Here is a 24,158-nt window from a genome sequence, read left to right as displayed (position 1 = left end):
GCCACCCCCGTCGTGCGAACGGCCCCCCGCCCTGCACGGGCGGGGGGCCGTCGCGACCGTCCGAGCCCCCTGTCGGATTCGAACCGACGACCTTCGCTTTACAAGAGCGGCGCTCTGACCAGCTGAGCTAAGGAGGCGGCGCGCGGCGGACCGCGCGGAGGCTGCTCCACTGTACACAGCACCGGTGAACGACGGGATGCGCGCGCCGCGGCGAAGTTCACGGGCCGGTAGGTGCTGACAGATCACATGAACGCCAGGTAGCGTCCTGACCCGGTTCACTCGCGTGGACTACACCACCACCTTCCTACAACGGATCGTCCGGCACGTTCCTGCCGGTAGAAGGGGGCCTCTCACCATGGCCACTGTCCAGTTCGACAAGGCGACCCGGATCTACCCCGGTTCCGACAAGCCCGCCGTCGACGGTCTCGACATCGACATCGCGGACGGGGAGTTCCTCGTCCTGGTCGGCCCGTCCGGCTGCGGCAAGTCCACCTCGCTCCGGATGCTCGCCGGCCTGGAGGACGTCAACGGCGGCGCCATCCGCATCGGCGACCGCGACGTCACCCACCTCCCGCCCAAGGACCGGGACATCGCCATGGTGTTCCAGAACTACGCCCTGTACCCGCACATGAGCGTCGCGGACAACATGGGCTTCGCCCTCAAGATCGCGGGCGTGCCGAAGACGGAGATCCGGCAGAAGGTCGAGGAGGCCGCCAAGATCCTCGACCTCACCGAGTACCTGGACCGCAAGCCGAAGGCGCTCTCCGGCGGTCAGCGCCAGCGCGTCGCCATGGGCCGCGCCATCGTCCGCGAGCCGCAGGTCTTCCTCATGGACGAGCCGCTGTCCAACCTGGACGCCAAGCTCCGCGTCTCCACCCGTACGCAGATCGCCTCGCTCCAGCGCCGCCTGGGCATCACCACCGTCTACGTCACCCACGACCAGGTCGAGGCCATGACCATGGGCGACCGGGTGGCCGTGCTCAAGGACGGACTGCTCCAGCAGGTCGACTCGCCGCGCAACATGTACGACAAGCCCGCCAACCTCTTCGTCGCCGGCTTCATCGGCTCCCCCGCCATGAACCTGGTCGAGGTGCCGATCACCGACGGCGGCGTGAAGTTCGGCAACAGCGTCGTCCCGGTCAGCCGGGAGGCCCTGAAGGCCGCCGCCGACAAGGGCGACCGCACGGTCACCGTCGGCGTCCGCCCCGAGCACTTCGACGTGGTCGAGCTGGGCGGCACCGCCTCCGCCTCGCTGACGAAGGACGCCGACGACGCCCCGGCCGGCCTCGCGGTCTCGGTCAACGTCGTGGAGGAGACCGGCGCCGACGGCTACATCTTCGGCTCCGTCGAGGTCGGCGGCGAGTCCCGCGACCTCGTCGTCCGCGTCAGCAGCCGCGCCGTGCCGGAGAAGGGCTCGACCGTGCACGTCGTCCCGCAGCCGGGCGAGACCCACGTGTTCTCGACCTCCACGGGCGAGCGCCTCTCCGACTGAGGTTCCCCCCGCTCCGGCGTACCGGGCCCCGCGGCGTATCGCGGGGCCCGTTCCGTTTCCCGGCACGAGCGCGGCACTTCGGGACGTTTCGAGCCGTGTGCGTCAACCCATTACCCATTTCGTGGCACCACTTCATCCCCCGAACCGGTGACTAAATGTCGCCAAATCATCACCGGACGCTACCCTCACTCGCGTGAAGCACTCCGTGAAGCACTCCGCCATCCCGCAGAGGCGGCACGGCCGGGGCCCCGCCCACCGCATCGGCCGCTCGCTCGCCTTCGTCCTGCCCGTCGTCCTGGTGCTCTCCGGCACCCTCGCGGTGACCCGGGTCGACTGGTCGGGAGACCCCTCGGACTCGGTGCTCACCGCGTCCGACGCCTCCTCGTCGCAGACCGGCGCGACCACCGCGCCCCGCGCCGCGCACGAGGTCCTGCGCGACCAGCTCCTGACGGAGCTGCAGGAGAAGGACCCGGGCATCGCCCTGACCCACCTCCAGCAGGCCGTCAACGAGCGGCCGTCGCTCGCCGGGCACTGCGCCTCCATCGCGCGGGCGCTGGGCCGCGCCGCGGTCAAGGTCTACGGGCCCACGCGCGCCCAGTCGTTCGCCCGCCCCGTCTGCGACACCGCCTTCGCCTCGGGCGTGCTGGCAGCGCACGGCTGAGCCCGCCCCGCGCTGCCGCGGCGCCGGCGGGGCGCCCCGTACAGTTCGGGTCATGAGCGATCCGAACGCCGCGTCCCGCCGCCCCGTTCAGGCCGTCGTCCTGGCCGGCGGACAGGGGTCCCGTCTCCGTCCCTACACCGACGACCGGCCCAAGCCGATGGTCGAGATCCCGGGCACCGGGACCCCGATCATCGGCCATCAGCTCTCCTGGCTCGCCGACGAGGGCGTGACCGACGTGGTGGTCTCCTGCGGCCACCTCGCCGAGGTGCTGCAGAAGTGGCTGGAGACGGCCGAGCTGCCGCTCTCCGTCAGCACCGTCGTGGAGACCGAGCCGCTGGGCCGCGGCGGTGGCCTCAAGTACGCCGCCGCCCACCTGCCCCACCCCGACCGGCCCTGGTACGCCACCAACGGCGACATCTGGACGCGCTTCTCGCTGCGCGACATGGCCGACTTCCACGCCGAGCGGGGCGCCGTGGCCACCCTCGCGCTGGCCCGCCCGAGGCTGCCCTGGGGCGCCGTGAAGACCGACGGCTTCGGGCACATCACGGACTTCATCGAGGCGCCGCCGTCGACCTTCGAGATCAACGCGGGCGTCTACGTCTTCTCGTCCGGTTTCGCGGAGTTGCTGCCGGAGCGCGGTGACCACGAGCGGACGACGTTCCCGCGGCTGGCCCGCGAACGCCGGCTGGCCGGCTTCCCCATCCCGCAGGGCTCCTACTGGCGGGCGATCGACACCGCGAAGGACCTGACGGAGGCCGCCCGCGAACTCGCCGACCAGCGCCGCTGAGCCGGTCACCGCGCGCCGCCGGCGGCCCCGCGCTCGCCGAACGGCCTCCGCGGCCCGCCGGCCCGGCTCCCGGGCACCGCGTACGACGACGGGGTCCCGCACGGTTCTCGTGCGGGACCCCGTCGTCGTCGGGCCGGTGGCGGCCGGTGGTCAGCCCAGGAGACCGCCGACCAGGCGCCCGCCCGACTGGCCGGTGGACGGTTCGCCCTCCTCGCCTCCGCCCCCGCCGGTGCCCCCGGTGGAGCCGTCGGAGCCCGTGGTGGCGCCGCCGGAGGCCGGCCCGGCGCTGGTGCTCGGCGCCTGTCCGGCCGGGGCCTCCTGCTGCGGCGGGACCTGGCCCGTGGTGCCCTGGGTCTGGCTGGGGGCGCCGCCGGTGGTGGCGCCGGTGCCCTGGGTCGCGCCCGGGGTGGTCGTGGCTCCCCCGGTCCCGGGACCGGCGGTGGCGCCGCTGGTGGCGCCCTGGGTGGGCGAGGAGGACGCCTCCGGGGTGGTGGTCGCGGTGCGCTCGCCGGGCTCCTGCGGCAGCGGCGAGCCGGGCAGCACGTTGCGCGGGGCCTCGCCGGGCCCGGGGACGACCACGCGGTCGGCGTCGCGGACGGCGCCGCCGAGCAGCGAGCCGACCAGCAGGGTGATGCCGGTGACGAGGAAGGTCACCACGGCCCCGCGGCGCAGCACGTAGCGGCGCAGGTCCCAGATGTCGGCCCGGGGGCCGAGGCGGCGCCAGGCGCTGCCGGCGAGCCGGCCGTCCACGGAGTAGACCGGGGCGCCCGCGATGATCAGCGGGGACCAGGCGGCGAGGTAGATGATGTCCGGCGCGTCGTAGGCGGGGACGCTCTTCCAGCTCACGGTGACCAGCAGCGCGGCCGACAGCAGGGCGCCGATGCCGGCGGCGAGCCGCTGCCAGCAGCCCAGCACGGTCAGGACGCCGACGATCACCTGGAGGAAGGCGATGACCAGCCCGGAGCCGACCGGGTGGGCCAGGGCGAACTGGCGCAGCGGCTCGGCGACGTCCCACGGGTGCAGGGTGTTGAGCCACTTGACCATGGAACCGCGCTCGCCGCCGTCGAAGTAGACGGGGTCGCAGAGCTTTCCCATGCCCGCGTAGACGGAGATGAAGCCGAGGAAGACGCGCAGCGGGAGCAGCACGACGCCGAGGTTCATCCGGCGGCCGGGGTAGTAGGCGTGCCGCGCCGGGTCGTCGCCGTGCCGGCGGACACCGGCGCCCTCGCCCGGGTACGTGCCCGGGGTGACGTCGAAGTCGTCGTCGGCGTAGTCGAGTTCGTCGTAGGCGCTGCCCGAGGAGCGCATCGCGGGCAGCAGCCGGGTGCCGTCGCCGGGACCGCGCTGGGCGCCGACGACCGGGGCCTCCAGCGGCTGCGTGTCGGGGCCCTCGTCGTAGTCGTCCGCGTAGCCGGGGAGGCCGCCGCCGGGCCCGGCCGGCTCGCCGAAGCGGGGGATGACCTGAGTGGCCCCGGCGTCGCCGGGGCCGTCGGCGGCCGGGTCCGCGAGATGCCGGCCGGCCCCCGCCCGCACCGCCTGGAGCAGCCGGTGGGCGCCCGTGTCGTCCGGTTCGGACCGGCCGCTCCAGACGACGGGGCGGCGGCGGGCGGCCGGGCCCACGGCACCGGCCACGGGGACGCGCGCGGTGTCCTGGGTGGCGCTCATGTGCCGCGCGATCCGCGGGGACCGGGTCCGCCGCGCCGAGGCACCGAGCTGCACGCGGAAACTCGCGTGGTTGACGATGACCTGGGCCGGATCGCTCGGCACCTTCACCATGCTCAGCGCGGGAGCGTCGTCGACCAGCGACGAGCGGTCCCCCGTGGGTGTGCGGGGTGTTCTGGTGTCCACACTCATCTAACCGAGTGACGTGTCGTTAGGACACTGCCTTGACCCGCCGGATCTGTCCGGACCGCGTCAAGCATGTCCGGACCGCCGGGAACACCCCGCCCGGGGGACGCGTCGAACGCCGGTTCACCCGTTCGGCGGGGCCGGCGTCCGTGCGCTCAGGCCCGCCTGCGGGCCGCCTCGTAGAGCACGATCCCCGCCGCCACACCGGCGTTGAGGGATTCGGCGCCGCCCGGCATCGGGATGCGCACCCGGATGTCGCAGGTCTCGCCGACCAGCCGGGACAGGCCCTTGCCCTCGCTGCCGACCACGATGACGACCGGCCCGTCGAGGGCGTCCAGGTCGCTCAGCTCGGCCTCCCCGTCGGCGGTGAGCCCGACGACGACGATCCCGGCCTTCTGGTACGTCTCCAGCGCCCGGGTGAGGTTGGTGGCGCGCGCGACCGGCGTGCGCGCCGCCGTGCCGGCCGACGTCTTCCAGGCGCCCGCCGTCATGCCGGCCGCGCGCCGCTCGGGCACGACCACGCCGTGGCCGCCGAAGGCGGAGACGGAGCGGACGACGGCCCCCAGGTTGCGCGGGTCGGTCACCCCGTCGAGGGCGACGATCAGCGGGTCCTCGCCCGCGTCGGCGGCGGCGTCGGCGAGGTCCTCCGGGTGCGCGTACTCGTACGGCGGCACCTGGAGGACGAGGCCCTGGTGGTTGAGGCTGTTGGTCATCCGGTCCAGCTCGGGGCGCGGCGCCTCCATGAGGTTGATGCCGCCGCGGTCGGCGGCGAGCTGGAGGGCCTCGCGCACCCGCTCGTCGTTGTCGATGAACTGCTGGACGTAGAGCGTCGAGGCGGGCACGCCCTCGCGCAGCGCCTCGACGACCGGGTTGCGGCCGACGACCAGTTCGGAGGTGGACCGGCCACCGCCGCGCCGCTGCTGCGGGCGGCCCTGGGCGCGGCGCGTCCTGGCCTGGGCGGCACGCTGCTTGGCGTGCCCCTTGCGCATCTCGGCGGGGGGCGTGGGCCCCTTGCCCTCCAGGCCCCGGCGCCGCTTGCCGCCGCTGCCGGCCTGCGCGCCCTTCTTGCCGGACATGCGGCGGTTGTTCGCGGCCATGAGTTCCCTGTCTCCGCTCTGTTTCGCGTCTGTTCTCGCGTCCGGTGCGCGCCTGCGGCGCGCCTGTTCTCGCCCCGCGTCGTACGCGGTCGCCCGCGCCGTGCGGGGGCTTCGGGTCGTACGCGGTCTTCGTGTCGTATGCAGTGTGCCGCCCGGGGGGCCGGGCGGCACAAGTCGATCTTCCGCGGCCGGGCCGGTCAGCGCGGGCCGAGGCTCCAGCGGGGACCGTGCGCGCCGTCCTCGACGACCAGTCCGGACTCGCCCAGCCGGTCGCGGATGGCGTCCGCGGTCGGCCAGTCCTTGCGGGCCCGCGCGGACTCGCGCTGGTCGAGGACGAGGCGGACGAGGCTGTCGACGACGCCGTGCAGGTCCTCGCCGCGGTCGGCCTCGCCGGCCCAGTGCGCGTCCAGCGGGTCGAGGCCGAGCACGCCGAGCATGGCGCGGACCTCGGCGAGCCGCGCGACGGCGGCCTCCTTGTCGTCGGCGGCCAGCGCGCTGTTGCCCTGCCGGACGGTGGTGTGCACGACGGCCAGCGCCTGGGGGACGCCGAGGTCGTCGTCCATCGCCTCGGCGAAGGCGGGCGGCACCTCGGCGGCGGGCTCGACGGGCCCCCCGGCGAGTTCGGTGACGCGCTGCACGAAGCCCTCGATCCGGGCGAAGGCGGACTCCGCCTCGCGCAGGGCCTCCTCGCCGTACTCGATGGTGGAGCGGTAGTGCGGGGTGCCCAGGTAGTAGCGGAGCACGATCGGGCGCCAGCGCTTGACCATCTCGGCGACGAGCACGCTGTTGCCCAGCGACTTCGACATCTTCTCGCCGCTCATGGTGACCCAGGCGTTGTGCACCCAGTACCGGGCGAAGGCGTCGCCGAAGCCGCGGGCCTGGGCGATCTCGTTCTCGTGGTGCGGGAAGATCAGGTCGATGCCGCCGCCGTGGATGTCGAACTCGCTGCCCAGGTACTTGTGGGCCATCGCCGAGCACTCCAGGTGCCAGCCCGGCCGGCCCCGGCCCCACGGCGTCTCCCAGCTCGGCTCGCCCGGCTTGACCGCCTTCCACATGGCGAAGTCCCGCGGGTCCCGCTTGCCGGTCTCGCCCTCCTCGGAGGGCTGGCGCAGGTCGTCCAGGTCCTGGTTGGACAGCGAGAGGTACCCGGGCAGGGAGCGCACGTCGAAGTAGACGTTGCCGTCGGCCTCGTAGGCGTGGCCGCGCTCGATCAGGCCGCGCATCATCTCGACCATCTCGGTGATGTGCCCGGTGGCGCGGGGCTCGTAGGTGGGCGGCAGGCAGCCGAGCGCCGCGTAGGCGTCGTTGAAGGCCCGTTCGTTCTCGTAGCCGATGGACCACCAGGGGCGGTTCTGCTCCGCCGCCTTGCGGATGATCTTGTCGTCGATGTCCGTGACGTTGCGGATGAACGTCACGTCGTAGCCGCGGTACGCGAACCAGCGGCGCATGATGTCGAAGTTCAGACCCGACCGGATGTGGCCGATGTGGGGTGCCGCCTGAACGGTGGCACCGCACAGGTAGATCGAGACACACCCGGGCGTGAGAGGGGCGAAGTCACGGATCTGCCGGGCGCTGGTGTCGTACAGGCGAATGGTCACGGCTCCAGGGTAGTGGGCCCCGGACAGTGCCAGGGGCCCACGGACCCCTTGACACCCCCGACGGGAGCGGTCCGTGACACGCCGGTGACCGGACCGCGGCCGGAACCAGCCGCTCCGTCGGGCGCGCGGGGGATGGAACCGGCCGTTCCGTCGGGCGCGCGGGCGCTGGGCGGAACGGCCGGCGGGGCACGCCGCGGGCGGTCGCCGCGGGCCGGGGCCCGGCTCGCGTGCCACTCGCCGGGTGGGCCGGCCACGCGCCGGCGCCGGCCTGGGCGGGCGCCCCGGCGGCGGGCCGGGGCGCGGGTCAGGGAGTGCGGGCGTGCGCGGTCCAGCGGGTGCGGGCCGGGGCGCGAGTCAGGGAGTGCGGGCGACCAGGGCCGTGGCGACGGCCATCAGTCCCTCGTCCCGGCCCGGGAAGCCGAGGCCGTCCGTGGTGGCGCCGGAGACGGACACCGGGGCGCCGACCGCCTCGGAGAGCACCTTCTGGGCCTCCTCGCGCCGTTTGCCGATCTTCGGGCGGGCCCCGACGACCTGCACCGCGACGTTGCCGATCCGGAAGCCCGCCGCCCGTACGATCCGCGCGGCCTCCGTCAGCAGGGTCACCCCCGAGGCACCGGACCACTCGGGGCGGCCGGTGCCGAAGTGCTGCCCCAGGTCACCGAGCCCGGCTGCGGAGAACAGCGCGTTGCACGCGGCGTGCGCGACCACGTCCGCGTCGGAGTGCCCGGCCAGCCCGGGACCCTCGCCCTCCCACCTGAGGCCGGCGCACCACAGCTCGCGGCCCTCCTCGAAGGCGTGGATGTCGGTGCCGATGCCGACCTGCGGCAGGGCGGGGAAGTCGTCAGAAGCCATCGGTGTGCCTCCTGCGGGCGAGGACCGCCTCGGCGAGCACCAGGTCCAGCGGGCGGGTCACCTTGAACGCCTCCTCGTGCCCCGGTACCACCACGACCGGCAGCCCGAGCCGTTCGACCATGCTCGCGTCGTCGGTGACCTCGCCGGTCACCGTCGTGTGGGCGCGGACCAGCGTGTCGTGGTCGAAGCCCTGGGGCGTCTGCACCGCGCGCAGCAGGGCGCGTTCCGGCGTGGCCACGACCGGTTCGGGTGTGCCGGGCGCCTCGGCCGGCCCGACCTGCTTGACGGTGTCGGCGAGCGGCAGCGCCGGCACGACGGCGGGGGCCCCCGCGCGCACCGCCTCGATCACCGCGTCCACCGTCTCCACCGGCACCAGCGGCCGGGCCGCGTCGTGCACGAGGACGACGTCGTACGCGCCGGACGGCAGCACCTCCAGGCCGCGCCGTACGGATTCCTGGCGGGTGTCGCCGCCGGGCACCACGAGGACGTCGGTCCCCTCCGGCAGCGTGTGCGCGTCCAGGAGCCCCTTGACCTCGGTGGCACCGTCGGGCGGGGCCACGACGACGACCAGGGAGACCGCGCGGGAAGCGGCCATCGCGCGGACGGCGTGGATCAGCATGGGGGTGCCGCCGAGCGCCCGGAGCGCCTTGGGCGCGCCCGGACCGAGGCGTACGCCCCGCCCGGCGGCCGGGATGACCGCCGCGGTGCGGGCGGGCCCGGGAGCCTCGGCGGGCGCGGGGGCCCCGGTGGGCGAGAGCCGCGAATCGTCAGACATCGGTTCCTGTCAGGTTTGTGTGCTCGACCTAGGTGGGTATGGCCTCACCGTGCCGGGCGCTACGCCTTGACCGGACCCTTCCGTGACCCTGGTCGAGCCGCGGACCGGGCCCGGCACGCGAGGGACCGGGAGACCTCCCGGGACGAGCCTACGAAGTCCGGCGGCTCCCGGGGGCCCCGCAGGACGCACCAAATGCACCGGACGCACCGGTGAAGGACTCCGCGGCCGACCGGTGGTTCCGGCGGATCCGGCCTCGGTGGTTCCCGCGGCTCCCGGGACGAACATGCCGCGGCGCCCGGCGACAGAAACTGTCATCGGGCACCACGGCATTTCCGTGCGCTGGTTCCGAGCGTGCGGCGAACGCGCCTCGCGTCAGGCCACGCGAGCGTCCCGCCTCAGGAAGCGAGAACCTCGTCGAGCAGGGCCTCGGCCTTGTCCTCGTTGGTGTTCTCCGCGAGGGCCAGCTCGCTCACCAGGATCTGACGCGCCTTGGCGAGCATGCGCTTCTCGCCCGCGGACAGTCCGCGCTCGCGCTCGCGCCGCCAGAGGTCGCGCACGACTTCCGCGACCCGGATGACGTCGCCGGAGGCGAGCTTCTCCAGGTTTGCCTTGTAACGACGCGACCAGTTCGTGGGCTCCTCGGCGTACGGCGCGCGCAGCACCTCGAAGACCCGGTCCAGCCCGTCCTGACCGACCACATCACGCACGCCGACGAACTCCGCATTGTCCGCTGGCACACGTACCGTCAGGTCACCCTGGGCGACCTTCAGCACCAAGTAGGTCTTGTCCACGCCTTTGATCTGGCGAGTTTCGATAGCCTCGATCAGCGCGGCCCCGTGATGGGGATAGACCACGGTGTCGCCAACCTTGAACGTCATGTGACAGGTACCCCTTCCGTGGCTATCCAGGGTAACACGGATACGGCGCCTACTGAATGGCGTTTTCGCAGGTCAGGGCATATCTCGGGGGTTGACAACAGTCACAGGAACGTGCTGCGCGGGGTCAGCGGAACCTCGTATTCGCAGGTCGGAGGGGCTCTCCGGGCCGGGCGAAACACCCACGTCACCTCCTCCGGGAGCCTCGCCACACCAACCAAACATCCCCATATGTCCGGTCCCTGACGTGCGACTTCCGCTACTGCGTTCGACAGTCGGGGCGGGGTTCCGGTCGAATCCCGGAATTGATCACCCGCCGGAGGGCCACCGGCCCGCCGTGATCAATTCCCGGCCCGGGGACGCATTCCTTCACCCGCAATTCACGGGCCGACAGCCCGGCGGTATCGCGGGGCTTCTTATCGGAATGACGCACGGACGGGGTACTCCAAAGGCACCAAAGGCGGCCGGGATGCGGTCTCGGGTGTGGCGTGAAAGTAACGGGGCGTGCCGGGCGGGTACGGGCTCACGGGAGAACACAGGAGGGAGGCAGAGGCAGAGGCCAGAGGGGAGGAGAGGGAACGAGGGAGGCACCGGGGTGAGGGGGCGCGGGAGAGCGTGGGGCCCTGCGGGGGTGGGGGCGCCTGGGAGGAGTGCGGTTCCTCGGGGCCGTGGGCGTGCGAGGGCGCGGGCACGGGTCCATGGCGGAGGTTCCGGTTCCGGCCGGCGGCCCTGCGGCGGGGGCTCCCCGAGGGGCCGGGGCCCGCCGGGTCCGGCGACCGCGCCGGCCGGTTTCCCGACCGGTCTACCGCCTGCCGGGCTAAGCCGGGCGCCCCTCGGGGAGGGTCGGGTGCGGCGGCCTCGGGACGGCTCGGTAACCTATGGTCGCTGACCATCACTTAGGGCGGCTTTATCCGTTGCCGCCGCCTCGCTCGAGTCCTAGGAGTTGCCGCCGCCGTGAGCAGCAGCCTTCGACGCGGCGCCCTCGCCGCCGCCGCCATCGCGTTCTCGATCGCCTCGCTCGCCGCGTGCGGCGCCGGCCACAACGCCCAGAGCCTGCAGATCCAGCCGGATCACGCGGCCACGGCCGTCGGCGACATCAAGATCCAGAACGCCGTCGTCATCACGCAGCCCGACCTCCAGTCGACCGGTCCGGCCGTGGTCGCCGCCACGCTCTTCAACGAAGGCCGCACCGACCAGACGCTGGAGTCCATCACGCTGCCCGGCACCGGCAAGACCGCCGAGCTGAAGCCCGCCAAGGGCAGCGGCGGCCTGGTCGTCCCGGCCGGGGGCTCCCTGATCATCGGCGGCAAGGACAACGCCGCCGCCGTCCTGCCCAGCAGCCGCGAGTCCGTCCAGGACGGCAACGCCCAGAAGGTCACCTTCACCTTCAGCAAGACCGGTGACGTGAACCTCCAGGCGTTCGTCGTCCCCGCCGAGAGCTTCTTCTCGGACTGGGGCCCGAGCGAGACCCCGGCCGCCCCGGGCGCTCCGGCGGACGCCGCCACCGAGCCGTCGGCCGACGCGAGCGCGTCGGCGAGCGCCGGTGCCTCCGAGGAGCCGGCCGCCGGCTGACCCCGTACGCGACCGGCCGCGACCGGCCGACGCGAAGGGCGGGACCTCCCCGGGGAGGTCCCGCCCTTCGCGTGTCGTCACACCGGGCCGGTCTACGGCTCGAACTTGTAGCCGAGACCCCGCACGGTCACCAGGTACCGCGGTGCGCCCGGGTCGGGCTCGATCTTGGCGCGCAGCCGCTTGACGTGGACGTCCAGGGTCTTGGTGTCGCCGACGTAGTCGGCGCCCCACACCCGGTCGATGAGCTGCATGCGGGTCAGCACCCGGCCCGCGTTGCGCAGCAGCATCTCCAGCAGGTCGAACTCCTTCAGCGGCAGGTCGACCTTGGTACCGCCGACGGTCACCACGTGCCGGTCCACGTCCATGCGGACCGGGCCGGCCTCCAGCGCGGCGGGGGCGATCTCCTCGGGCTCGCCGCGGCGGCGCAGCACGGCGCGGATCCGGGCGACCAGTTCGCGGGAGGAGAAGGGCTTGGTGACGTAGTCGTCCGCCCCTATCTCCAGCCCCACGACCTTGTCGATCTCGCTGTCCTTGGCCGTGACCATGATCACGGGGACGTTGGAGCGGCCGCGGAGCTGGCGGCAGACCTCGGTGCCCGGCAGGCCGGGCAGCATCAGGTCGAGGAGGACGAGGTCGGCGCCGTTGCGCTCGAACTCGTCGAGTCCGTCGGGCCCCGTGGTCGCGACCGCGACCTCGAAGCCCTCCTTGCGGAGCATGTACGACAGGGCGTCGGAGAAGGACTCCTCGTCCTCGACGACGAGCACACGGGTCACGGAAGGACCTCCGGGGCGGGAAGCGTTTCGTACGGGGATCGGTGGGAGGCGGCGGGGTCGGGCCGTCCGGCCGCCCCCTTCTCCTCCGCGGGGTCCGCGGATGCCGCGCGTTCCTCGTCCGCCGTGGTCGGGGCGGCGTCGGCGCGCGGTGCGGGGTCGGCGACCCGGGCGGTGTCTCCGCTCGGGACGGGGTCGGGATCGGGGTCGGGGTGGGAGACGGGGCCGGCGGGCTCCTGGGGCGGCTCGGACGCGGTGCGTTCCGTGGCGTCCCCGGGGGATCCGGGCGCCGTGCCACCGTCCGCGCCGTACTGCGCGCGGTCGGCGGGGTCGGGGAGGTCTGGGGGGCCGGGCAGGTCTGAGGGACCGGTGGCGGCAGTGGGGCCGTCGAGGGCGGTGCGGCTGGTGGGCCCGGTGGGGCCGGTGGGCCCGGTGGGGTCGGTGGGGTGGTCGTCTGCGGGGCCGGTGGGACCGGAGAGTCCGGTGGGGCCGGCGGGCCCGGCGGAGCCGGTGCGGTCTTCGGGGCCGCCGTGGGCGGGGTCGTCCGGGTCGGAGTCACCGTACTCCGGGGCTCCCGGCCCCGCCGTGTCCCGGGGGGTGCCGGCGGGTCCCGATTCGGGCAGGCGCAGGGTGAAGGTGGAGCCCTGCCCCTCGGCGCTCCACAGCGTGACGTCCCCGCCGTGCGTGGCGACCACGTGCTTGACGATGGCGAGGCCCAGCCCCGTACCGCCGGTGGCCCGGGAGCGGGCCGGGTCGACCCGGTAGAAGCGCTCGAACACGCGTTCCCGGTCCTTCTCCGAGATGCCGATGCCCTGGTCGGTCACGGCGACCTCGATCATGGCGCCGCCGGACGCGGCGACCCGGCGGACCGCGATGCCGACGCGGGTGCGGGCGGGTGAGTAGTTGACGGCGTTCTCGACGAGGTTGCCGATGGCGGCGGCGAGCTGGCCGCGGTTGCCGTGCACCGACAGGCCCGCGGCGCCGGCCGTCGCCATGGTGATCTGCTTGGTGCCGGCCGCGTGCCGGCAGCGGTCGACGGCCTCGGCGACCAGCTCGTCCACCCGGACCGGCTCGGCGTCGTCGAGGGTGTCGTCGTTCTGCACCCGGGACAGGTCGATCAGCTCCTGGACCAGGTTGGTGAGCCGGGTCGCCTCGATCTGCATCCGCCCGGCGAAGCGCTCGACCGCCTCGGGGTCGTCCGAGGCGTCCATCACCGCCTCGGAGAGCAGGGACAGCGCGCCGACCGGCGTCTTCAGCTCGTGGCTCACGTTGGCGACGAAGTCGCGCCGGACCGCCTCGATGCGGCGGGCCTCGGTGAGGTCCTCCACCAGCAGGAGCACCAGCCGGGAGCCCAGCGGCGCGACGCGCGCGGAGACGGCCAGCGCCTCGCCCCGCCCGCTGCGGCGTGGCAGGTCCAGCTCGACCTGGCGTATCTCCCCGTCGCGGCGGGTGTCCCGCGCCATCTGGAGCATGGGGTCGACGGCGAGCCGGCCGCCCCGGACCAGACCGAGGGCGTACGCGGCCGAGCTGGCCTTGACCACCGCGTCGGCCTCGTCGAGGACGACCGCCGAGGACCGCAGCACGGACAGCACCGTGTCCACGCCCGGCGGGAGCACCGGGTCGGTGTGCAGGGAGGTGCGGGTGGGGCGGCTCTGGTCGCGCTCGCTCCAGCGGAACGCCAGCACTGCGATGACGCCGGTGAGCAATCCGGCGAGCGCCGCCACTGCGGCGACCGCCGCGTTCACGTCCATGCGTCCAGGTTAGGCATGAGGTACGGACTGTCCCCAGCCATCGGCGTGCGACCTCGAACACTCGTCGCCCAGAGTTCACCTGGGGGCCAGGGGTGGTTCATTCCGGGTGCCGGAAACGGACGCGTACGGGCCGGACGGTGGGGCCGTGGGGCCGGGGCGGGGGATCCGAGCCCCCGCCACGACGTACGAGAGGGAACCTGATGCGGGACGCCTACCACGAGGAACTGGACTCGATCGGCGACGGTCTGGTGGAGATGGGCCGGCTGGTCGGTTCGGCGATCGGACGCGCCACGACCGCCATCCTCGACGCCGACCTGAAGCTCGCCGAGGAGGTGATCGAGGGCGACGAGAAGGTCGACGAGCTCCAGCACGACCTGGAGGCTCGGGCGATCACCCTGCTGGCCCGGCAGCAGCCGGTCGCCACGGACCTGCGCATCGTCGTCACGTCGCTGCGGATGTCGGCTGACCTGGAGCGTTCGGGTGACCTGGCCCAGCACGTGGCCAAGCTGGCCCGGCTGCGCTACCCGTCGCGGGCGGTCCCCCGCGACCTGCACGCCACCATCCTGGAGATGGGGCAGCTCGCCCAGCGGCTGATGGCCAAGGCGGCCGAGGTGATCATCACCAAGGACGTCGAGCTGGCCCTCCAGTTGGAGCAGGACGACGACGAGATGGACCTCCTGCACCGCACCCTCTTCCAGCACCTGATGGACGACCGCTGGAAGCACGGCATCGAGACGGCCGTCGACGTGACCCTGCTGGGCCGCTACTACGAGCGGTACGCGGACCACGCCGTGGCGGTCGCCAAGCGGGTGGTGTACCTGGTCACCGGCGAGCACGCCGACGAACTCCAGGCGGACCTGCCGGCGGTGAGCCGGGGCGAGGCGACGGGAACGGCGGAGGCGGCCGAGGAGAGCTGACGGACACGCGGGCCGGCCTCCCGGGGAAACGCGTCTCGGTTGCCGGCGCGACTTCGGGTGGCGCCGGCGCTTCGTGTGGTGCCGGTGGTGCCGGTGCTTCGTGCAGTACCGGTGCTTCGTGCAGTGCCGGTGGTGCCGGTGCTTCATGTGGTACCGGTGCTTCGTGCAGTGCCGGTGCTACGGGTGGCGTCGGCGCTTCGGGGGGCGCCTGGGCTGGGAGTGCTTCCGGCGACTTGGGGCTTACCGGGGCCCGGGTGCCCCGGGCTCGGGGCTTACCGGGCTCGGGGCTTCCCCGGGCTCCGGGGCCCCGGGCCTCGAAGGCACCCCGTACCGCAGGTGTTCCCCGGGTGCTCGGGACCGTTGCGGCCGTTGCGGGGGCGGGCCGCGGGCCGCTCGGGCCGCGGCCGGAACGGCGGCCCGGCGAGGCTCCACCGGGCCCGCGCCCCCGAGCACCCGGGCCCGGCGGCCCCTCGCCCGCTGAACCCCGGCCCGGCGGAACCGCGCCCCGCGGAGCCCCGGGACCGGCGGCCGGGGGGCGCACGTGATCACGGCATGCGCCGTTGATGCGACCGCCACTCGGGGCATCCAATGGTCACAGGCACGAGCCTCAAGGAGGGTCCCATGGCCGAATCCCCCGCTCAGCAGCCCGACCCCGCGCAGCAGCGCCCGACCGAGCAGCCCGCAGACCTCAAGAGCCTGCCCCTGATCGCCGCCTGCGGTTGCGGTTCGGGGTGCGGCTGCGGCTGCCAGTCCGGAAACCCCTGCCAGTGCGGCTGACCGCACGGTGAACTGACGCGGTGCGGTGGCCGGGCCTCCCGGCCACCGCGGGCGCGTACCGGGACGTGGGCGAGCTGAGTACGGGTACTCAGGACACGGACGGACCACCGTCCGACCCTGGAGTCACGTCGCCGACCCCTGGGGGAGATCCCGATGAACACCCGCCCGATACGTACGTTCACGCGCCGCGCCGTCACCAACCCCGTCTCCGCGGTCTACCTCTCGCTGGTGGGCGCGGCCATCGTCCTCGCCGCGGCGGAGCCGCTGTACGCGAGCGGCCCGGACGCCTCGTTGGTCTGGGTGTGGCCGGCCCTGCTGACCTTCCCGCTCTTCGGGTTCGTCGTGTGGCTCGTCGACAGCGGCTGGGCGGACGCGCCGGCCTGGTTCTTCATCGGCGGGATCGTGGTGTCCGCCCTGCTCCAGTCCTTCGTCCTGGGCACCGTGTACACGTCCCTGCGCGGGCGCCGCCGTCGCCACGCGCCGACGGCGCCGGTTCAGTAGCCGACGTCCCACTCGTCCGCCGGGCCGCTCGGTGGCGCGGGCGCGGGCCGAGGGGGGCAGGGCCCCTCCGTCCTCCCACCCCCTCTCGCAACCGGTCCTTCCTCGTACACGCGTCCCCAGGAGGTACGACGATGGGCGCACCACCGTGAGAGGCCACGTATGACCACCGAACTCGCCCAGGGCGGCACCGTGCCCCTGCCCACCGGGCTCTGCCACATCACCCTCACCTCGGCCGGCACCGGCATCGACGTCTCGGCCGTGCTGCTCGGCCCGGACGACCGGGTCCGTGGCGACGAGGTGCCCGTCTTCCACAACCACCCGGCACAGGACGGGGTGGCGTTGACGGGGCAGACCGTCGTCGCGGACCTGGCGGCGCTGCCCGCGTCGGTGGAACGGGTGCCGGTCGTGGCGAGCGTCGGCCCGGAGCCGGACCTCGTCGTCACCGCCGGTCTGGAACGGGACGGCGGCAGCAAGGCCCGGCGCGAGGCGGGCGCCGACCTCGACCTGTACGCCCTGCACGTCCCTGCGCACCCGGTCACCCCGAAGGGGAGACGCCCGCTCAGGTCCGCGCAGGTCGTCTACTACCGCGACCTGGGCTCGGATACGGCCCCGCCGTACATCCGCCTGGACGGCGACTTCCGGGCGCCGGGCCGGGAGACGATCACGATCCGCTTCCCGGCCCCCGGCGGCGGCGGCGAGATCCGCCGCGTCGAGGAGTACAGCGGCAACCACATCGAGGCCCGCCCCACCCGCTACGCCAACGGCACCTTCCGCATGAGCACGGGCAAGGTCGAGTTCAGGACGCAGGCCGCGTGATGGCCGCGTCGATCACGTACGAGTGGCGTGGCGACTTCGAGGACGCGGAACTCGACGCGCTGCACGCCGAGGGCTTCGGTCACCCCGTCACCCGCACTCCGTGGCGGGCCCGGCTGGAGCGCCACAGCCTCGGGTGGGTCTGCGCCCGCGAAGACGGCTCCCTGGTCGGATTCGTGAACGTCCTCGGCGACGGCGGCGTCCACGCCTTCCTGCTGGACACCGTGGTCGCCCGGCGCTGCCGGACCCGGGGGGTCGGCTCGGCCCTCGTCGCCAAGGCCGCCGAGGAGGCCCGTGCCGCCCGGTGCACGTGGCTCCACGTCGACTTCGAGGACCACCTGCGCCCCTTCTACCTCGACGCCTGCGGCTTCCGGGCGACCGCGGCGGGCCTGCTGCGCCTGTGACCACGCCGGGCGCCGCACACGGGACGCGGGACGGTCACACGCTGCACCGGCAGTAGAGGCGGACCCCCGCCCGCCGTGCCCGGCGAGCCAGGCCGGTGAACTGGGCGACGGTCCTCTCCGCGTCGAGGGGGCCGGCGAAATCGGCCTCCTCGATCCCGCACCACCGGGCGGCGACCGTCGGTATCGCGTCCTCGGGCAGGGCGGCGAGAACGTCCCGCCAGCGGTCGGGGACATGCTGGAGTATCAGCCCCGTGTCCCACGGCGAACCGGGCTCGACCTCGCCCCGGGGGTGCGGTTCCCCGGGCCAGACCAGTACCGGGCCGTCCGGCAGGTCACCGAAGGGAACACCCTCGGCGTAGGCGACCAGTTGACCCAGCACGACGACCGGGTCCAGGTTCTTCGCGTCGACCCGGTCCGCCCCGGCCTCCTCCAGCGACCGGCCTGCCCGCCAGTCACCGCCGGGCCCGATGCCCAGCTCCACCGCCGCGGCATGGTCCCCCGCGCGAAAGTAGTCGTACAGCACACCCATCCCGGCCCCCCTCACCCACCGCCACCTGCCCTGAAGTAGAGCAGAGGGCACTGACAACCGGGCCACAGCAGCGGGCCCGCCGGCCCCTCGACGGCCCGTTCCCGCTGGTCAGACGGCGTACGGCTCCACGCCATGAGCCTGGGCGAGGGTATCGACGCGGTGCGCCAGACCGGAGTCGGCGGCCGTCAGCCGGTGCCCGGCGTCGTGCGTGGTGACGCCGAACCGGACGCGCTCCCCCGCAGGTCGATGTCGGCGTGGTGGCCGATGAGCCGCTCGACATCGGCGACATGCGCGCTCAGCACGACGCCCCGTGGTGGCGGATACCGAAGGCCCGGGTGATCTCGCCCCCCTTCCCGGCGCCGACCGGGCACGTCACCACAGCGCCACCTCGATCTCGGTCAGCGGCACGGGTGCTCAGCCCTGCCCGACCCCCTCGCCCACCCGAGCCAACACCGCGCGCGGCCTGCCCGACGGGCGCATCCGACCACGGGCGCGTCGCCCGCCGGAACGCGCCGAGTCCTCCGCGAAGGCGAGCCGACCCCGACTCCGCGGCGGTGCCCACGACGCTCCGCACGGTCGGGCAGGTGATCCCCGTGCCGGGTCGCGGACGGAGCCCTTCACCCGCGTATCCGGGCGGCCCGGGTCCGACGTAGGGCGCCGTGCGCGACGACTCGCCGACCACGTGGCGGGTAACCGACGGCACGGCTCCCTTTACTCTTGCCCGCCATGTACTTTGTGCTGCAAAGTACATGGCGGGTCGGACACCGGCGGCCCGCTCGTCGGCTCCGCCAGCGCACGAACCCAGGGGGACAGCGTGGGAACACCGTCACTGAACAGCGCGGATCACGAGCCGAGGGCGTACGCTGCGGGCCTGTTGGCGGCGGCCGAAGGGCTACGGGCCAGGACCCGGGCCCAGACGCACGGCGCGGAGGTCGCCCTCCTCGGCTTCGGCCTCCTCGCCCTGGCGGCGGTCCCGGTGGCCCGGTACGCCTTCAACTTCGGAGCGCACGGCCGCAACGTCGCCTCCTACCCCGCCTTCGCCTACGCCGAGTTGACCGGCCTGTGCGTGGTCCACGAGCCGGGCACTCCCTGCCTGGCGGGCGAGTTCGACGGCGCCTTCCCGCGGTTCACGGCCTGGGGCGTGTGGTTCGTACTCCTGCCGCTGGCATGGTTCGTCTTCGCCCGCTGGTACCGCCTGCGCGGCGAGGCCAGGGGGATCGTTCCCCGGCGCGGCGTGTGGATCCGCGCGACCGTCGTGACCACCGCTCTCACTACCACGGCCCTGGCGACCTTCGTGTTCGGCCGGCCCCGGCCGTGGACGGCCGACCTGCTGGAGAACAGGTACGCCTCCCCCTGGTACCTCGTCGGCATCGGGCTGCTCGCCCTCGGCGTGGCCGAACGCAGCCGGATCGCCGCGGCCGCCGGCGCTGCCCACGCCCTGCTGCTCACCGGCTACCTCGGTGCTTCCTGGGGCAGCGGATGGCTCCCCTGGCGGCACCCCGCCCAGCCCGGCTGGACCGACGGGCCGCAGGCCAAGGCGCTGCTGCTCGCCGCACTCCTGCTCGTCGCCGGCCTGGCGGAACGGTCCGCGGCCCGGTATCGGGCCACGGCCCGCTGCGCCGACGCGGGTACGGTTGTCCCATGAGCGCCGCAGACGCGACCGCCGCGAGCGACGAAGGAGAAGACCTCCATCCGACCCGGTCCCTGGACGACACCGTCCACCAGCGCGTACGGCTCGGCATCCTCACCATCGCCAGAGAGGCCGAGCGCGTCGAGTTCGGCTTCCTGAAGGAGCAATTGGCCCTCACCGACGGCAACCTCTCCCGGCATCTGAAGGTGCTGGAGGAATCGGCGCTGATCACCCTGGAGAAGGGCTACTCGGGCCGGCGCCCCCGGACGTGGGTCTCCCTCACCCGCGACGGCGCGCAGGCGCTGGACGCCGAACTCCGCGCCCTGCGCGCCCTGGTACGCCGCCTGGAAACCCCGCGCCCCCCTCCCGGCCCACCCGGCACCTGATCACGCTGCCCTGCGTGAGCGTTCGGGCCGGCGAGCTCGAAGGGGCGGCGGGCGACGGCCCGTTCGCCGATCGGCGACGGGCCGAACCCGGGCGAGAACCTGCCCGCCATGGCCACTCAGATCATCACCCTGGCCGGCGTCCTCGTCGGCGCCCTGGCCTCCTTCCTGGCGTCCTCCATGGCGGAACGCGCCAAGTTCAGACGGGAGATGGCCGCGCGCTGGGACGAACGCAAGCTCGACGCCTACATCGAGTACTGCGGGCCGCCAGGGTCGTGTTCGCGGCACGGGAAGCCGGGGAGGACCGCACCCCCGGGCTCGCCGCCATGGAAGCCGCGGAGTCCAAGCGGTCCGTCCTCTTCGAAGGGCTGGTCCTCCTGGCCGACGAGGACGCGGCGAGGATCGCCAATCGGGTCAACGAGCGGACTTGGGCTGTCCTCCGGCAGGCCCGCGACCCCGAGGGTACGGACGGCACCCCGGAGGAGGCCCGCCTTGCGGTCATCCACGCACTCAACGACTTCCACAAAGCGGCCAAGGCGGACCTGCTCATGGGAAACACCCACCGTGCCGGCCCATCCATGCGCCGTCGTTAGCGCCGGCACGTGAGCGGACGCGGCCCCTGGCGTCCCGGCTGCGGCAGGGCTCAGGCGTCGAAGTCGTATTCCAGGATGTACGACGCGGCGTCCAGGGTCATTTCGTTGACCTCGACGGGGCGGCCTTCCTCCGTGAACGCGGTGCGGCAGATGAGGATGACCGGGGTGCCCGCGGACATGCTCAACTGGCGCGCCTCGGCCTGCGACGGCATACGTGAGCGGATCTCTTCGCGGAAGTGCGCCGGCTCGCAGCCGAGTTCGGCGAGCCTCGCGTACGTTCCGCCCTGGCCGGTGTCCTCCTGGGTGACCGCGGATCCGGCGACCAGGGACAGGGGCAGATAGCTCGTGGCGAGCAGGACAGGCTTACCGTCCAGGACGAAGCGCCGGCGCCGCACGCACACCGTCTCGCCGTCGGCCAGGTCCAGGACCCTGCCGACGCTGTCGGGCGCGGACTCCTCGGACACGGCGACCTGGTCCACCTCGAGCCCGCGGTCCTCGATGTCCGCCGACCAGATGGACCGGCCATTACCCCATTGCTGGCGAGCCAGCCGCTGAATCCCTCGGCGCCGAAGCGGGCGGAACGCCCGGACGAACACGCCGGCACCCTTTCGGGCTTCGGCGATGCCTTCGTCCCGGAGAACGCTCAAGGCTTGGCGGGCGGTCATGCGGGCCACGCCGTGAACGGCCATCAGGTCGTTCTCTCCCGGAAGCCGATCACCAGGACCGTACTCACCCGACTGGATCGCCTGTCGCAAGGTGTCCGCGATCCGTTGGTACTTGGGCCGACGGTCATCTTCGGTGTTGGCCATCCCGTGGATCTCCTCCCATTCCTCTCTAGACACCTTAGGCCACAGGTTGGGCATTCGCTCGCTGGGTGTAGCGACGACGCCCGCCCTGGAGCCCCCTTCGGGCGCTGCGCTTGATCTCTAGAGGTTGCGCTGGCGGCCTCCACGGTGAGCGGTGAGGGGTGCTGCATGACGACCACGCCGTACAGCCCCGCCTGCTCGGTCGACGACTGTGTGCTGTGGATCTCAGAACTGGTGACCAACGCCATCTTCCATGGCACGTCGGACGACCCCTGGGTCGTCCGACTGGAGTGGTTCCGCGAGGGGGCGTCCCTCCGCGTCGAGGTCCACGGTGCCGGGCTGCCGGCGAACGTCCGGCTGAGGCGTCCCGGCTCCGAGGACACCCACGGGCGCGGGCTGCCCTTGGTCGACTCCATCGCCGACTCGTGGCACTTCGGTCCCAGCCGATTCGGCGGAATGATGGTCTCCTTCGAAATGGCCCACGCCTGGCCATCCTGAACGCGACCCGACCACACAGACACCACACGGAACGCGGCCTGGTCCCACCAAGAAGCCCCCGCCCCCGCAGAGAAACCGCGGGGCGGGGGCTTCAGACGAGCGCTACTTCTTCTTGCCCTGGGTCTTGTCGGGGATCTTGGTGAGCTGGGTTTTTGCTGGTCGGGGGCGCTGGGCTCGTGCGCCTGGTGGTCGTCGGTGGTCGTCATTGGCCACTGTCGAGCGTCCTCGGACGGCCCAGGGACGGTCCAGCCCTGCCGCACCTGGCTGACTGTCGGCGCCCTCGTTCGCCCCCCGTCTGAACCTCAGCCGACGCCAATCAGCCACGACGGCGGGTGCGTCGACCGGCCAGGCGCGCGTGTGCCTCGCTGCCCCCCACCGGCCTCAGCCACGCTGCCAATGCCGTCGACCGGAGCAAGCCCGCGAGAGCCGGCACATGGCGACGGCGCCCGAGCCCAAGCTTGGTTGGCTGCGATCCTCCCAGGGGGATTTGGGCCCCGAACTGGGTGAACGGTTGAGGGCAGAGCGACGGCCACTCGTACGGCCCGGTCCTTGGCGTCGGCGGCCAGTCGGCGCTGAACCGTGCTCTCTGGCGGGGAAGGACTGCGTGTCCTGAACAGGCACCCGGAGTGGGCAGGTGAGAGTACCCTCATTCCTGCCACAGTTTCCCGGCCTGTTACGTACCTGAAGGGCGTACACATGACGTCTTCCTCTAACACTCACATTCTGAAGGAGCTTGTCTTTCCGGCTCGGTACGAATTCCTTATTGAACATGTGGGCTCCGAGGTCGCCCGATTGGTTGTTGCTCCCCCTTCAGAAACGCTTTATTCAATTGAACTAGCGGCGCAAAGTATTCGCGCACGCGGTGAAGGCTTGTTCGTTCCGATGTATGCGCTCTCCGGGACGGGAAAGACTACCCTTTCCAGTAATTTGCGAACTTTCCTTCCCTCTCAGTTCTCTGCCACTTTTCAACATAACGGTGCAGTCAGTTTTGATGAACTCAAGGCGGCGGTCGCAGAAGCTGTCCGTTCGAGGGCAGCTAACGATGAGCGCATCATTCCGTTGCTCGTCGATCACCGGGAAAGTGCACCAGCTGACACGACTGAGCTCGCAGCAATCAAGCGCTTCCTGCGCGATCCACTCGGCCGCAAAGTGATCCTCTGCTGGCCGGAAACGTCGGAGGAAATGGCGAAATCCATGTCGGCCGATTATGAGCGGATCGCAGGGCGCCCACCCATTCCTCTTCCGCTTCACGTGGAAGGTCCACATCGAGACGCGTGGGTGCCGATCGCTACGAATACTCTGCAACTGTCGAATAATGTTGAATCGCTGGAGCTGCTGGGGGTTGACCCCCGGGACTACACTCCGGAGGAATTTGACACGCTCGGCGACTACCTCCGGGCCATTTCTGACGACTTCACGAGGAACCGTCTAGACATCCTTCAACGTACGCGACTTCCTATTCGAATGGCCGTCGTGGTTGTGTCTGCCAGCACGGACCCAGGCGTACTCATGCACTTGACCAACAGCAGCCGATTCGGCTTCGTTGATGGTAATGCGCTGCTGGCTGCCACGCCTGCAAGTGTCATCGGAAAATGGTGGGCAGACCGTCGCGGACTTCTCACCCAGATGATTGTTCAGTTGGATGCACGGGTTTTTGGGCTACCTCCTGCTGTCACTATTCCAATTCTTCGCCGCTTTGGTCCGGAAGACGTGAAGGAGCCACTGGAGAGTCTTGACGTCTCAGACAAGGGCGCAGCCTCGATCGCTCGCAACATAAAGCGAAGCGATTTCGGGAAGTACCTGCTGGGCACAGCTACGTCCACTTACGAGACCCGAGGAACGCCATCTAGCGTATCGTCACCAGCCTTCGATCTGCTGGCGGAACGAGGCTTCACTCACGGCGCGGATAAGGAGCTTAATAAGGCTGTCCTTGAGGCTATTAAGGTGTTCGTCGAGATCAACGGGATGGAGGCGAGCGAGTTCAAGGCCGAAGAAAAAATGAGCTTCACTCCACTGATTCCCGACACTTCCTTCGTGCTAAATAATGAAGCGGTATGTATCGAATACACCTGGAGGTCTGGGGACTACTTGACGAATAAGAATCGCGCGGCAATCGCCGCTTACATTCTAGGTAAGCTCCAGAATTATGCCAGAGAATTGGGGTACGTTGAGTAAGCCTGCCGCAAGGTTGGTGGAGCGGCTTTGGGCTGGAGCTGCTTTGGCGCGAGT

At 72.1% G+C, this 24,158-nt stretch carries 22 protein-coding genes, 1 tRNA gene and 3 pseudogenes; 14 read left to right on the top strand and 12 right to left on the bottom strand.

From position 1 onward, the window contains the following. Positions 1 to 63: 63 nt before the first annotated feature. A tRNA-Thr gene (locus VM636_RS16845) sits at positions 64 to 137 on the bottom strand. A gap of 218 nt (positions 138 to 355) precedes the next feature. Here VM636_RS16845 and ugpC point away from each other — a divergent pair. From ugpC to VM636_RS16830, 3 genes are all read left to right on the top strand, one after another. Further along, positions 356 to 1,492, top strand: coding sequence for a sn-glycerol-3-phosphate ABC transporter ATP-binding protein UgpC (ugpC, locus tag VM636_RS16840; protein ID WP_030419507.1), 1,137 nt, complete (start codon positions 356 to 358; stop codon positions 1,490 to 1,492). A gap of 205 nt (positions 1,493 to 1,697) precedes the next feature. Then, entirely contained in the window at positions 1,698 to 2,153 is a 456-nt protein-coding gene (locus VM636_RS16835) for a hypothetical protein (RefSeq protein ID WP_030419508.1), read from the top strand. 52 nt (positions 2,154 to 2,205) lie between these two features. Beyond that, positions 2,206 to 2,940, top strand: coding sequence for a nucleotidyltransferase family protein (locus VM636_RS16830; protein ID WP_030419509.1), 735 nt, complete (start codon positions 2,206 to 2,208; stop codon positions 2,938 to 2,940). Positions 2,941 to 3,090: 150 nt separating this feature from the next. On the opposite strand, the gene VM636_RS16825 is transcribed toward VM636_RS16830, so the two are convergent. From VM636_RS16825 to VM636_RS16800, 6 genes are all read right to left on the bottom strand, one after another. After that, the gene (locus VM636_RS16825) at positions 3,091 to 4,794 is read right to left on the bottom strand and encodes a DoxX family protein (RefSeq protein WP_199809356.1); all 1,704 of its coding nucleotides are present in this window, start codon (positions 4,792 to 4,794) and stop codon (positions 3,091 to 3,093) included. A 149-nt stretch (positions 4,795 to 4,943) separates the two neighbouring features. Beyond that, positions 4,944 to 5,885 (bottom strand): 23S rRNA (guanosine(2251)-2'-O)-methyltransferase RlmB, encoded by a 942-nt coding sequence (gene rlmB, locus VM636_RS16820; protein ID WP_338485011.1) that lies wholly within the window; start codon positions 5,883 to 5,885, stop codon positions 4,944 to 4,946. Positions 5,886 to 6,082: 197 nt separating this feature from the next. Beyond that, on the bottom strand, positions 6,083 to 7,483 hold the full coding sequence (gene cysS / locus VM636_RS16815; RefSeq protein WP_338485009.1) for a cysteine--tRNA ligase: 1,401 nt from the start codon (positions 7,481 to 7,483) through the stop codon (positions 6,083 to 6,085). A gap of 354 nt (positions 7,484 to 7,837) precedes the next feature. Then, positions 7,838 to 8,335 (bottom strand): 2-C-methyl-D-erythritol 2,4-cyclodiphosphate synthase, encoded by a 498-nt coding sequence (ispF, locus tag VM636_RS16810; protein ID WP_030419513.1) that lies wholly within the window; start codon positions 8,333 to 8,335, stop codon positions 7,838 to 7,840. Beyond that, complete coding sequence (ispD, locus tag VM636_RS16805) at positions 8,325 to 9,110, bottom strand: 2-C-methyl-D-erythritol 4-phosphate cytidylyltransferase (RefSeq protein ID WP_030419514.1); 786 nt, start codon at positions 9,108 to 9,110, stop codon at positions 8,325 to 8,327. Before ispD ends, ispF begins: the two co-directional genes overlap by 11 nt. A 395-nt stretch (positions 9,111 to 9,505) precedes the next feature. Then, positions 9,506 to 9,988 (bottom strand): CarD family transcriptional regulator, encoded by a 483-nt coding sequence (locus tag VM636_RS16800; RefSeq protein ID WP_030419515.1) that lies wholly within the window; start codon positions 9,986 to 9,988, stop codon positions 9,506 to 9,508. Between the two features lie 951 nt (positions 9,989 to 10,939). Here VM636_RS16800 and VM636_RS16795 point away from each other — a divergent pair. After that, positions 10,940 to 11,557, top strand: coding sequence for a hypothetical protein (locus tag VM636_RS16795; RefSeq protein WP_030419516.1), 618 nt, complete (start codon positions 10,940 to 10,942; stop codon positions 11,555 to 11,557). A 92-nt stretch (positions 11,558 to 11,649) separates the two neighbouring features. Here the strand turns inward: VM636_RS16795 and VM636_RS16790 are convergent, their stop codons facing one another. Then, a complete protein-coding gene (locus VM636_RS16790) occupies positions 11,650 to 12,330 on the bottom strand; it encodes a response regulator transcription factor (protein WP_030419517.1) in 681 nt (226 codons plus the stop codon). 605 nt (positions 12,331 to 12,935) lie between these two features. Continuing rightward, a pseudogene (locus VM636_RS16785) lies at positions 12,936 to 14,078 on the bottom strand (ATP-binding protein); the annotation flags it as partial. Between the two features lie 200 nt (positions 14,079 to 14,278). Between VM636_RS16785 and phoU the strand changes: the two are divergent. The 5 genes from phoU to VM636_RS16760 all read left to right on the top strand — a co-directional run bounded on the left by phoU (position 14,279) and on the right by VM636_RS16760 (position 17,490). Further along, the gene (phoU, locus tag VM636_RS16780) at positions 14,279 to 14,995 is read left to right on the top strand and encodes a phosphate signaling complex protein PhoU (RefSeq protein WP_030419519.1); all 717 of its coding nucleotides are present in this window, start codon (positions 14,279 to 14,281) and stop codon (positions 14,993 to 14,995) included. A gap of 621 nt (positions 14,996 to 15,616) precedes the next feature. Beyond that, entirely contained in the window at positions 15,617 to 15,772 is a 156-nt protein-coding gene (locus tag VM636_RS16775) for a hypothetical protein (protein WP_199809357.1), read from the top strand. 153 nt (positions 15,773 to 15,925) lie between these two features. Next, complete coding sequence (locus VM636_RS16770; protein WP_053914031.1) at positions 15,926 to 16,273, top strand: hypothetical protein; 348 nt, start codon at positions 15,926 to 15,928, stop codon at positions 16,271 to 16,273. A gap of 159 nt (positions 16,274 to 16,432) precedes the next feature. Next, positions 16,433 to 17,089: a hypothetical protein gene (locus VM636_RS16765; RefSeq protein ID WP_053914030.1), complete on the top strand. Its 657-nt coding sequence runs from the start codon at positions 16,433 to 16,435 to the stop codon at positions 17,087 to 17,089. Next, positions 17,089 to 17,490, top strand: a complete 402-nt coding sequence (locus VM636_RS16760) for a GNAT family N-acetyltransferase (protein WP_053914029.1) — start codon at positions 17,089 to 17,091, stop codon at positions 17,488 to 17,490. Before VM636_RS16765 ends, VM636_RS16760 begins: the two co-directional genes overlap by 1 nt. Before the next feature lie 34 nt (positions 17,491 to 17,524). On the opposite strand, the gene VM636_RS16755 is transcribed toward VM636_RS16760, so the two are convergent. Together VM636_RS16755 and VM636_RS16750 are read right to left on the bottom strand one after the other, a co-directional pair. After that, a complete protein-coding gene (locus VM636_RS16755) occupies positions 17,525 to 18,019 on the bottom strand; it encodes a hypothetical protein (RefSeq protein ID WP_053914028.1) in 495 nt (164 codons plus the stop codon). Positions 18,020 to 18,127: 108 nt separating this feature from the next. Beyond that, positions 18,128 to 18,412 (bottom strand): annotated as a pseudogene (locus tag VM636_RS16750) (4a-hydroxytetrahydrobiopterin dehydratase). 481 nt (positions 18,413 to 18,893) lie between these two features. On the opposite strand from VM636_RS16750, the gene VM636_RS16745 reads away from it, so the two are divergent. The 3 genes from VM636_RS16745 (at position 18,894) to VM636_RS16735 (ending at position 20,625) form a co-directional block, all read left to right on the top strand. Further along, positions 18,894 to 19,664, top strand: coding sequence for a hypothetical protein (locus tag VM636_RS16745; protein ID WP_234340439.1), 771 nt, complete (start codon positions 18,894 to 18,896; stop codon positions 19,662 to 19,664). Next, positions 19,661 to 20,035, top strand: coding sequence for a transcriptional regulator (locus VM636_RS16740; RefSeq protein ID WP_053914026.1), 375 nt, complete (start codon positions 19,661 to 19,663; stop codon positions 20,033 to 20,035). The genes VM636_RS16745 and VM636_RS16740 overlap by 4 nt, the downstream gene beginning before the upstream one ends. Positions 20,036 to 20,307: 272 nt before the next feature. Continuing rightward, positions 20,308 to 20,625, top strand: coding sequence for a hypothetical protein (locus VM636_RS16735; protein ID WP_234340438.1), 318 nt, complete (start codon positions 20,308 to 20,310; stop codon positions 20,623 to 20,625). Between the two features lie 50 nt (positions 20,626 to 20,675). Here VM636_RS16735 and VM636_RS16730 read toward each other — a convergent pair whose 3' ends face one another. Further along, on the bottom strand, positions 20,676 to 21,434 hold the full coding sequence (locus VM636_RS16730; RefSeq protein WP_053914025.1) for a GntR family transcriptional regulator: 759 nt from the start codon (positions 21,432 to 21,434) through the stop codon (positions 20,676 to 20,678). 177 nt (positions 21,435 to 21,611) lie between these two features. Between VM636_RS16730 and VM636_RS16725 the strand changes: the two are divergent. Both VM636_RS16725 and VM636_RS16720 read left to right on the top strand, forming a co-directional pair. Further along, positions 21,612 to 21,929, top strand: a pseudogene (locus VM636_RS16725) (ATP-binding protein); the annotation flags it as partial. A gap of 696 nt (positions 21,930 to 22,625) precedes the next feature. Further along, complete coding sequence (locus VM636_RS16720; protein WP_159042130.1) at positions 22,626 to 24,104, top strand: hypothetical protein; 1,479 nt, start codon at positions 22,626 to 22,628, stop codon at positions 24,102 to 24,104. The last annotated feature ends 54 nt before the right edge of the window (positions 24,105 to 24,158 follow it).

Origin of the sequence: Streptomyces sp. SCSIO 75703, assembly GCF_036607905.1 — a bacterium.
Taxonomy (GTDB): Bacteria; Actinomycetota; Actinomycetes; order Streptomycetales; family Streptomycetaceae; genus Streptomyces.
The sequence above is the reverse complement of the archived record's forward strand: the minus strand, read 5'-3'. Positions and strand labels throughout refer to the sequence as shown.

What these genes read in the sequence shown, in the direction of transcription:
- ugpC (WP_030419507.1), top strand. Translation starts at nt 356, where the DNA reads ATGGCCACTGTCCAGTTCGACAAGGCGACCCGGATCTACCCCGGTTCC.
- VM636_RS16830 (WP_030419509.1), top strand. Translation starts at nt 2,206, where the DNA reads ATGAGCGATCCGAACGCCGCGTCCCGCCGCCCCGTTCAGGCCGTCGTC.
- VM636_RS16825 (WP_199809356.1), bottom strand. Translation starts at nt 4,794, where the DNA reads ATGAGTGTGGACACCAGAACACCCCGCACACCCACGGGGGACCGCTCG.
- rlmB (WP_338485011.1), bottom strand. Translation starts at nt 5,885, where the DNA reads ATGGCCGCGAACAACCGCCGCATGTCCGGCAAGAAGGGCGCGCAGGCC.
- ispF (WP_030419513.1), bottom strand. Translation starts at nt 8,335, where the DNA reads ATGGCTTCTGACGACTTCCCCGCCCTGCCGCAGGTCGGCATCGGCACC.
- ispD (WP_030419514.1), bottom strand. Translation starts at nt 9,110, where the DNA reads ATGTCTGACGATTCGCGGCTCTCGCCCACCGGGGCCCCCGCGCCCGCC.
- VM636_RS16800 (WP_030419515.1), bottom strand. Translation starts at nt 9,988, where the DNA reads ATGACGTTCAAGGTTGGCGACACCGTGGTCTATCCCCATCACGGGGCC.
- phoU (WP_030419519.1), top strand. Translation starts at nt 14,279, where the DNA reads ATGCGGGACGCCTACCACGAGGAACTGGACTCGATCGGCGACGGTCTG.
- VM636_RS16775 (WP_199809357.1), top strand. Translation starts at nt 15,617, where the DNA reads ATGGCCGAATCCCCCGCTCAGCAGCCCGACCCCGCGCAGCAGCGCCCG.
- VM636_RS16770 (WP_053914031.1), top strand. Translation starts at nt 15,926, where the DNA reads ATGAACACCCGCCCGATACGTACGTTCACGCGCCGCGCCGTCACCAAC.
- VM636_RS16765 (WP_053914030.1), top strand. Translation starts at nt 16,433, where the DNA reads ATGACCACCGAACTCGCCCAGGGCGGCACCGTGCCCCTGCCCACCGGG.
- VM636_RS16760 (WP_053914029.1), top strand. Translation starts at nt 17,089, where the DNA reads ATGGCCGCGTCGATCACGTACGAGTGGCGTGGCGACTTCGAGGACGCG.
- VM636_RS16755 (WP_053914028.1), bottom strand. Translation starts at nt 18,019, where the DNA reads ATGGGTGTGCTGTACGACTACTTTCGCGCGGGGGACCATGCCGCGGCG.
- VM636_RS16740 (WP_053914026.1), top strand. Translation starts at nt 19,661, where the DNA reads ATGAGCGCCGCAGACGCGACCGCCGCGAGCGACGAAGGAGAAGACCTC.
- VM636_RS16730 (WP_053914025.1), bottom strand. Translation starts at nt 21,434, where the DNA reads ATGGCCAACACCGAAGATGACCGTCGGCCCAAGTACCAACGGATCGCG.
- VM636_RS16720 (WP_159042130.1), top strand. Translation starts at nt 22,626, where the DNA reads ATGACGTCTTCCTCTAACACTCACATTCTGAAGGAGCTTGTCTTTCCG.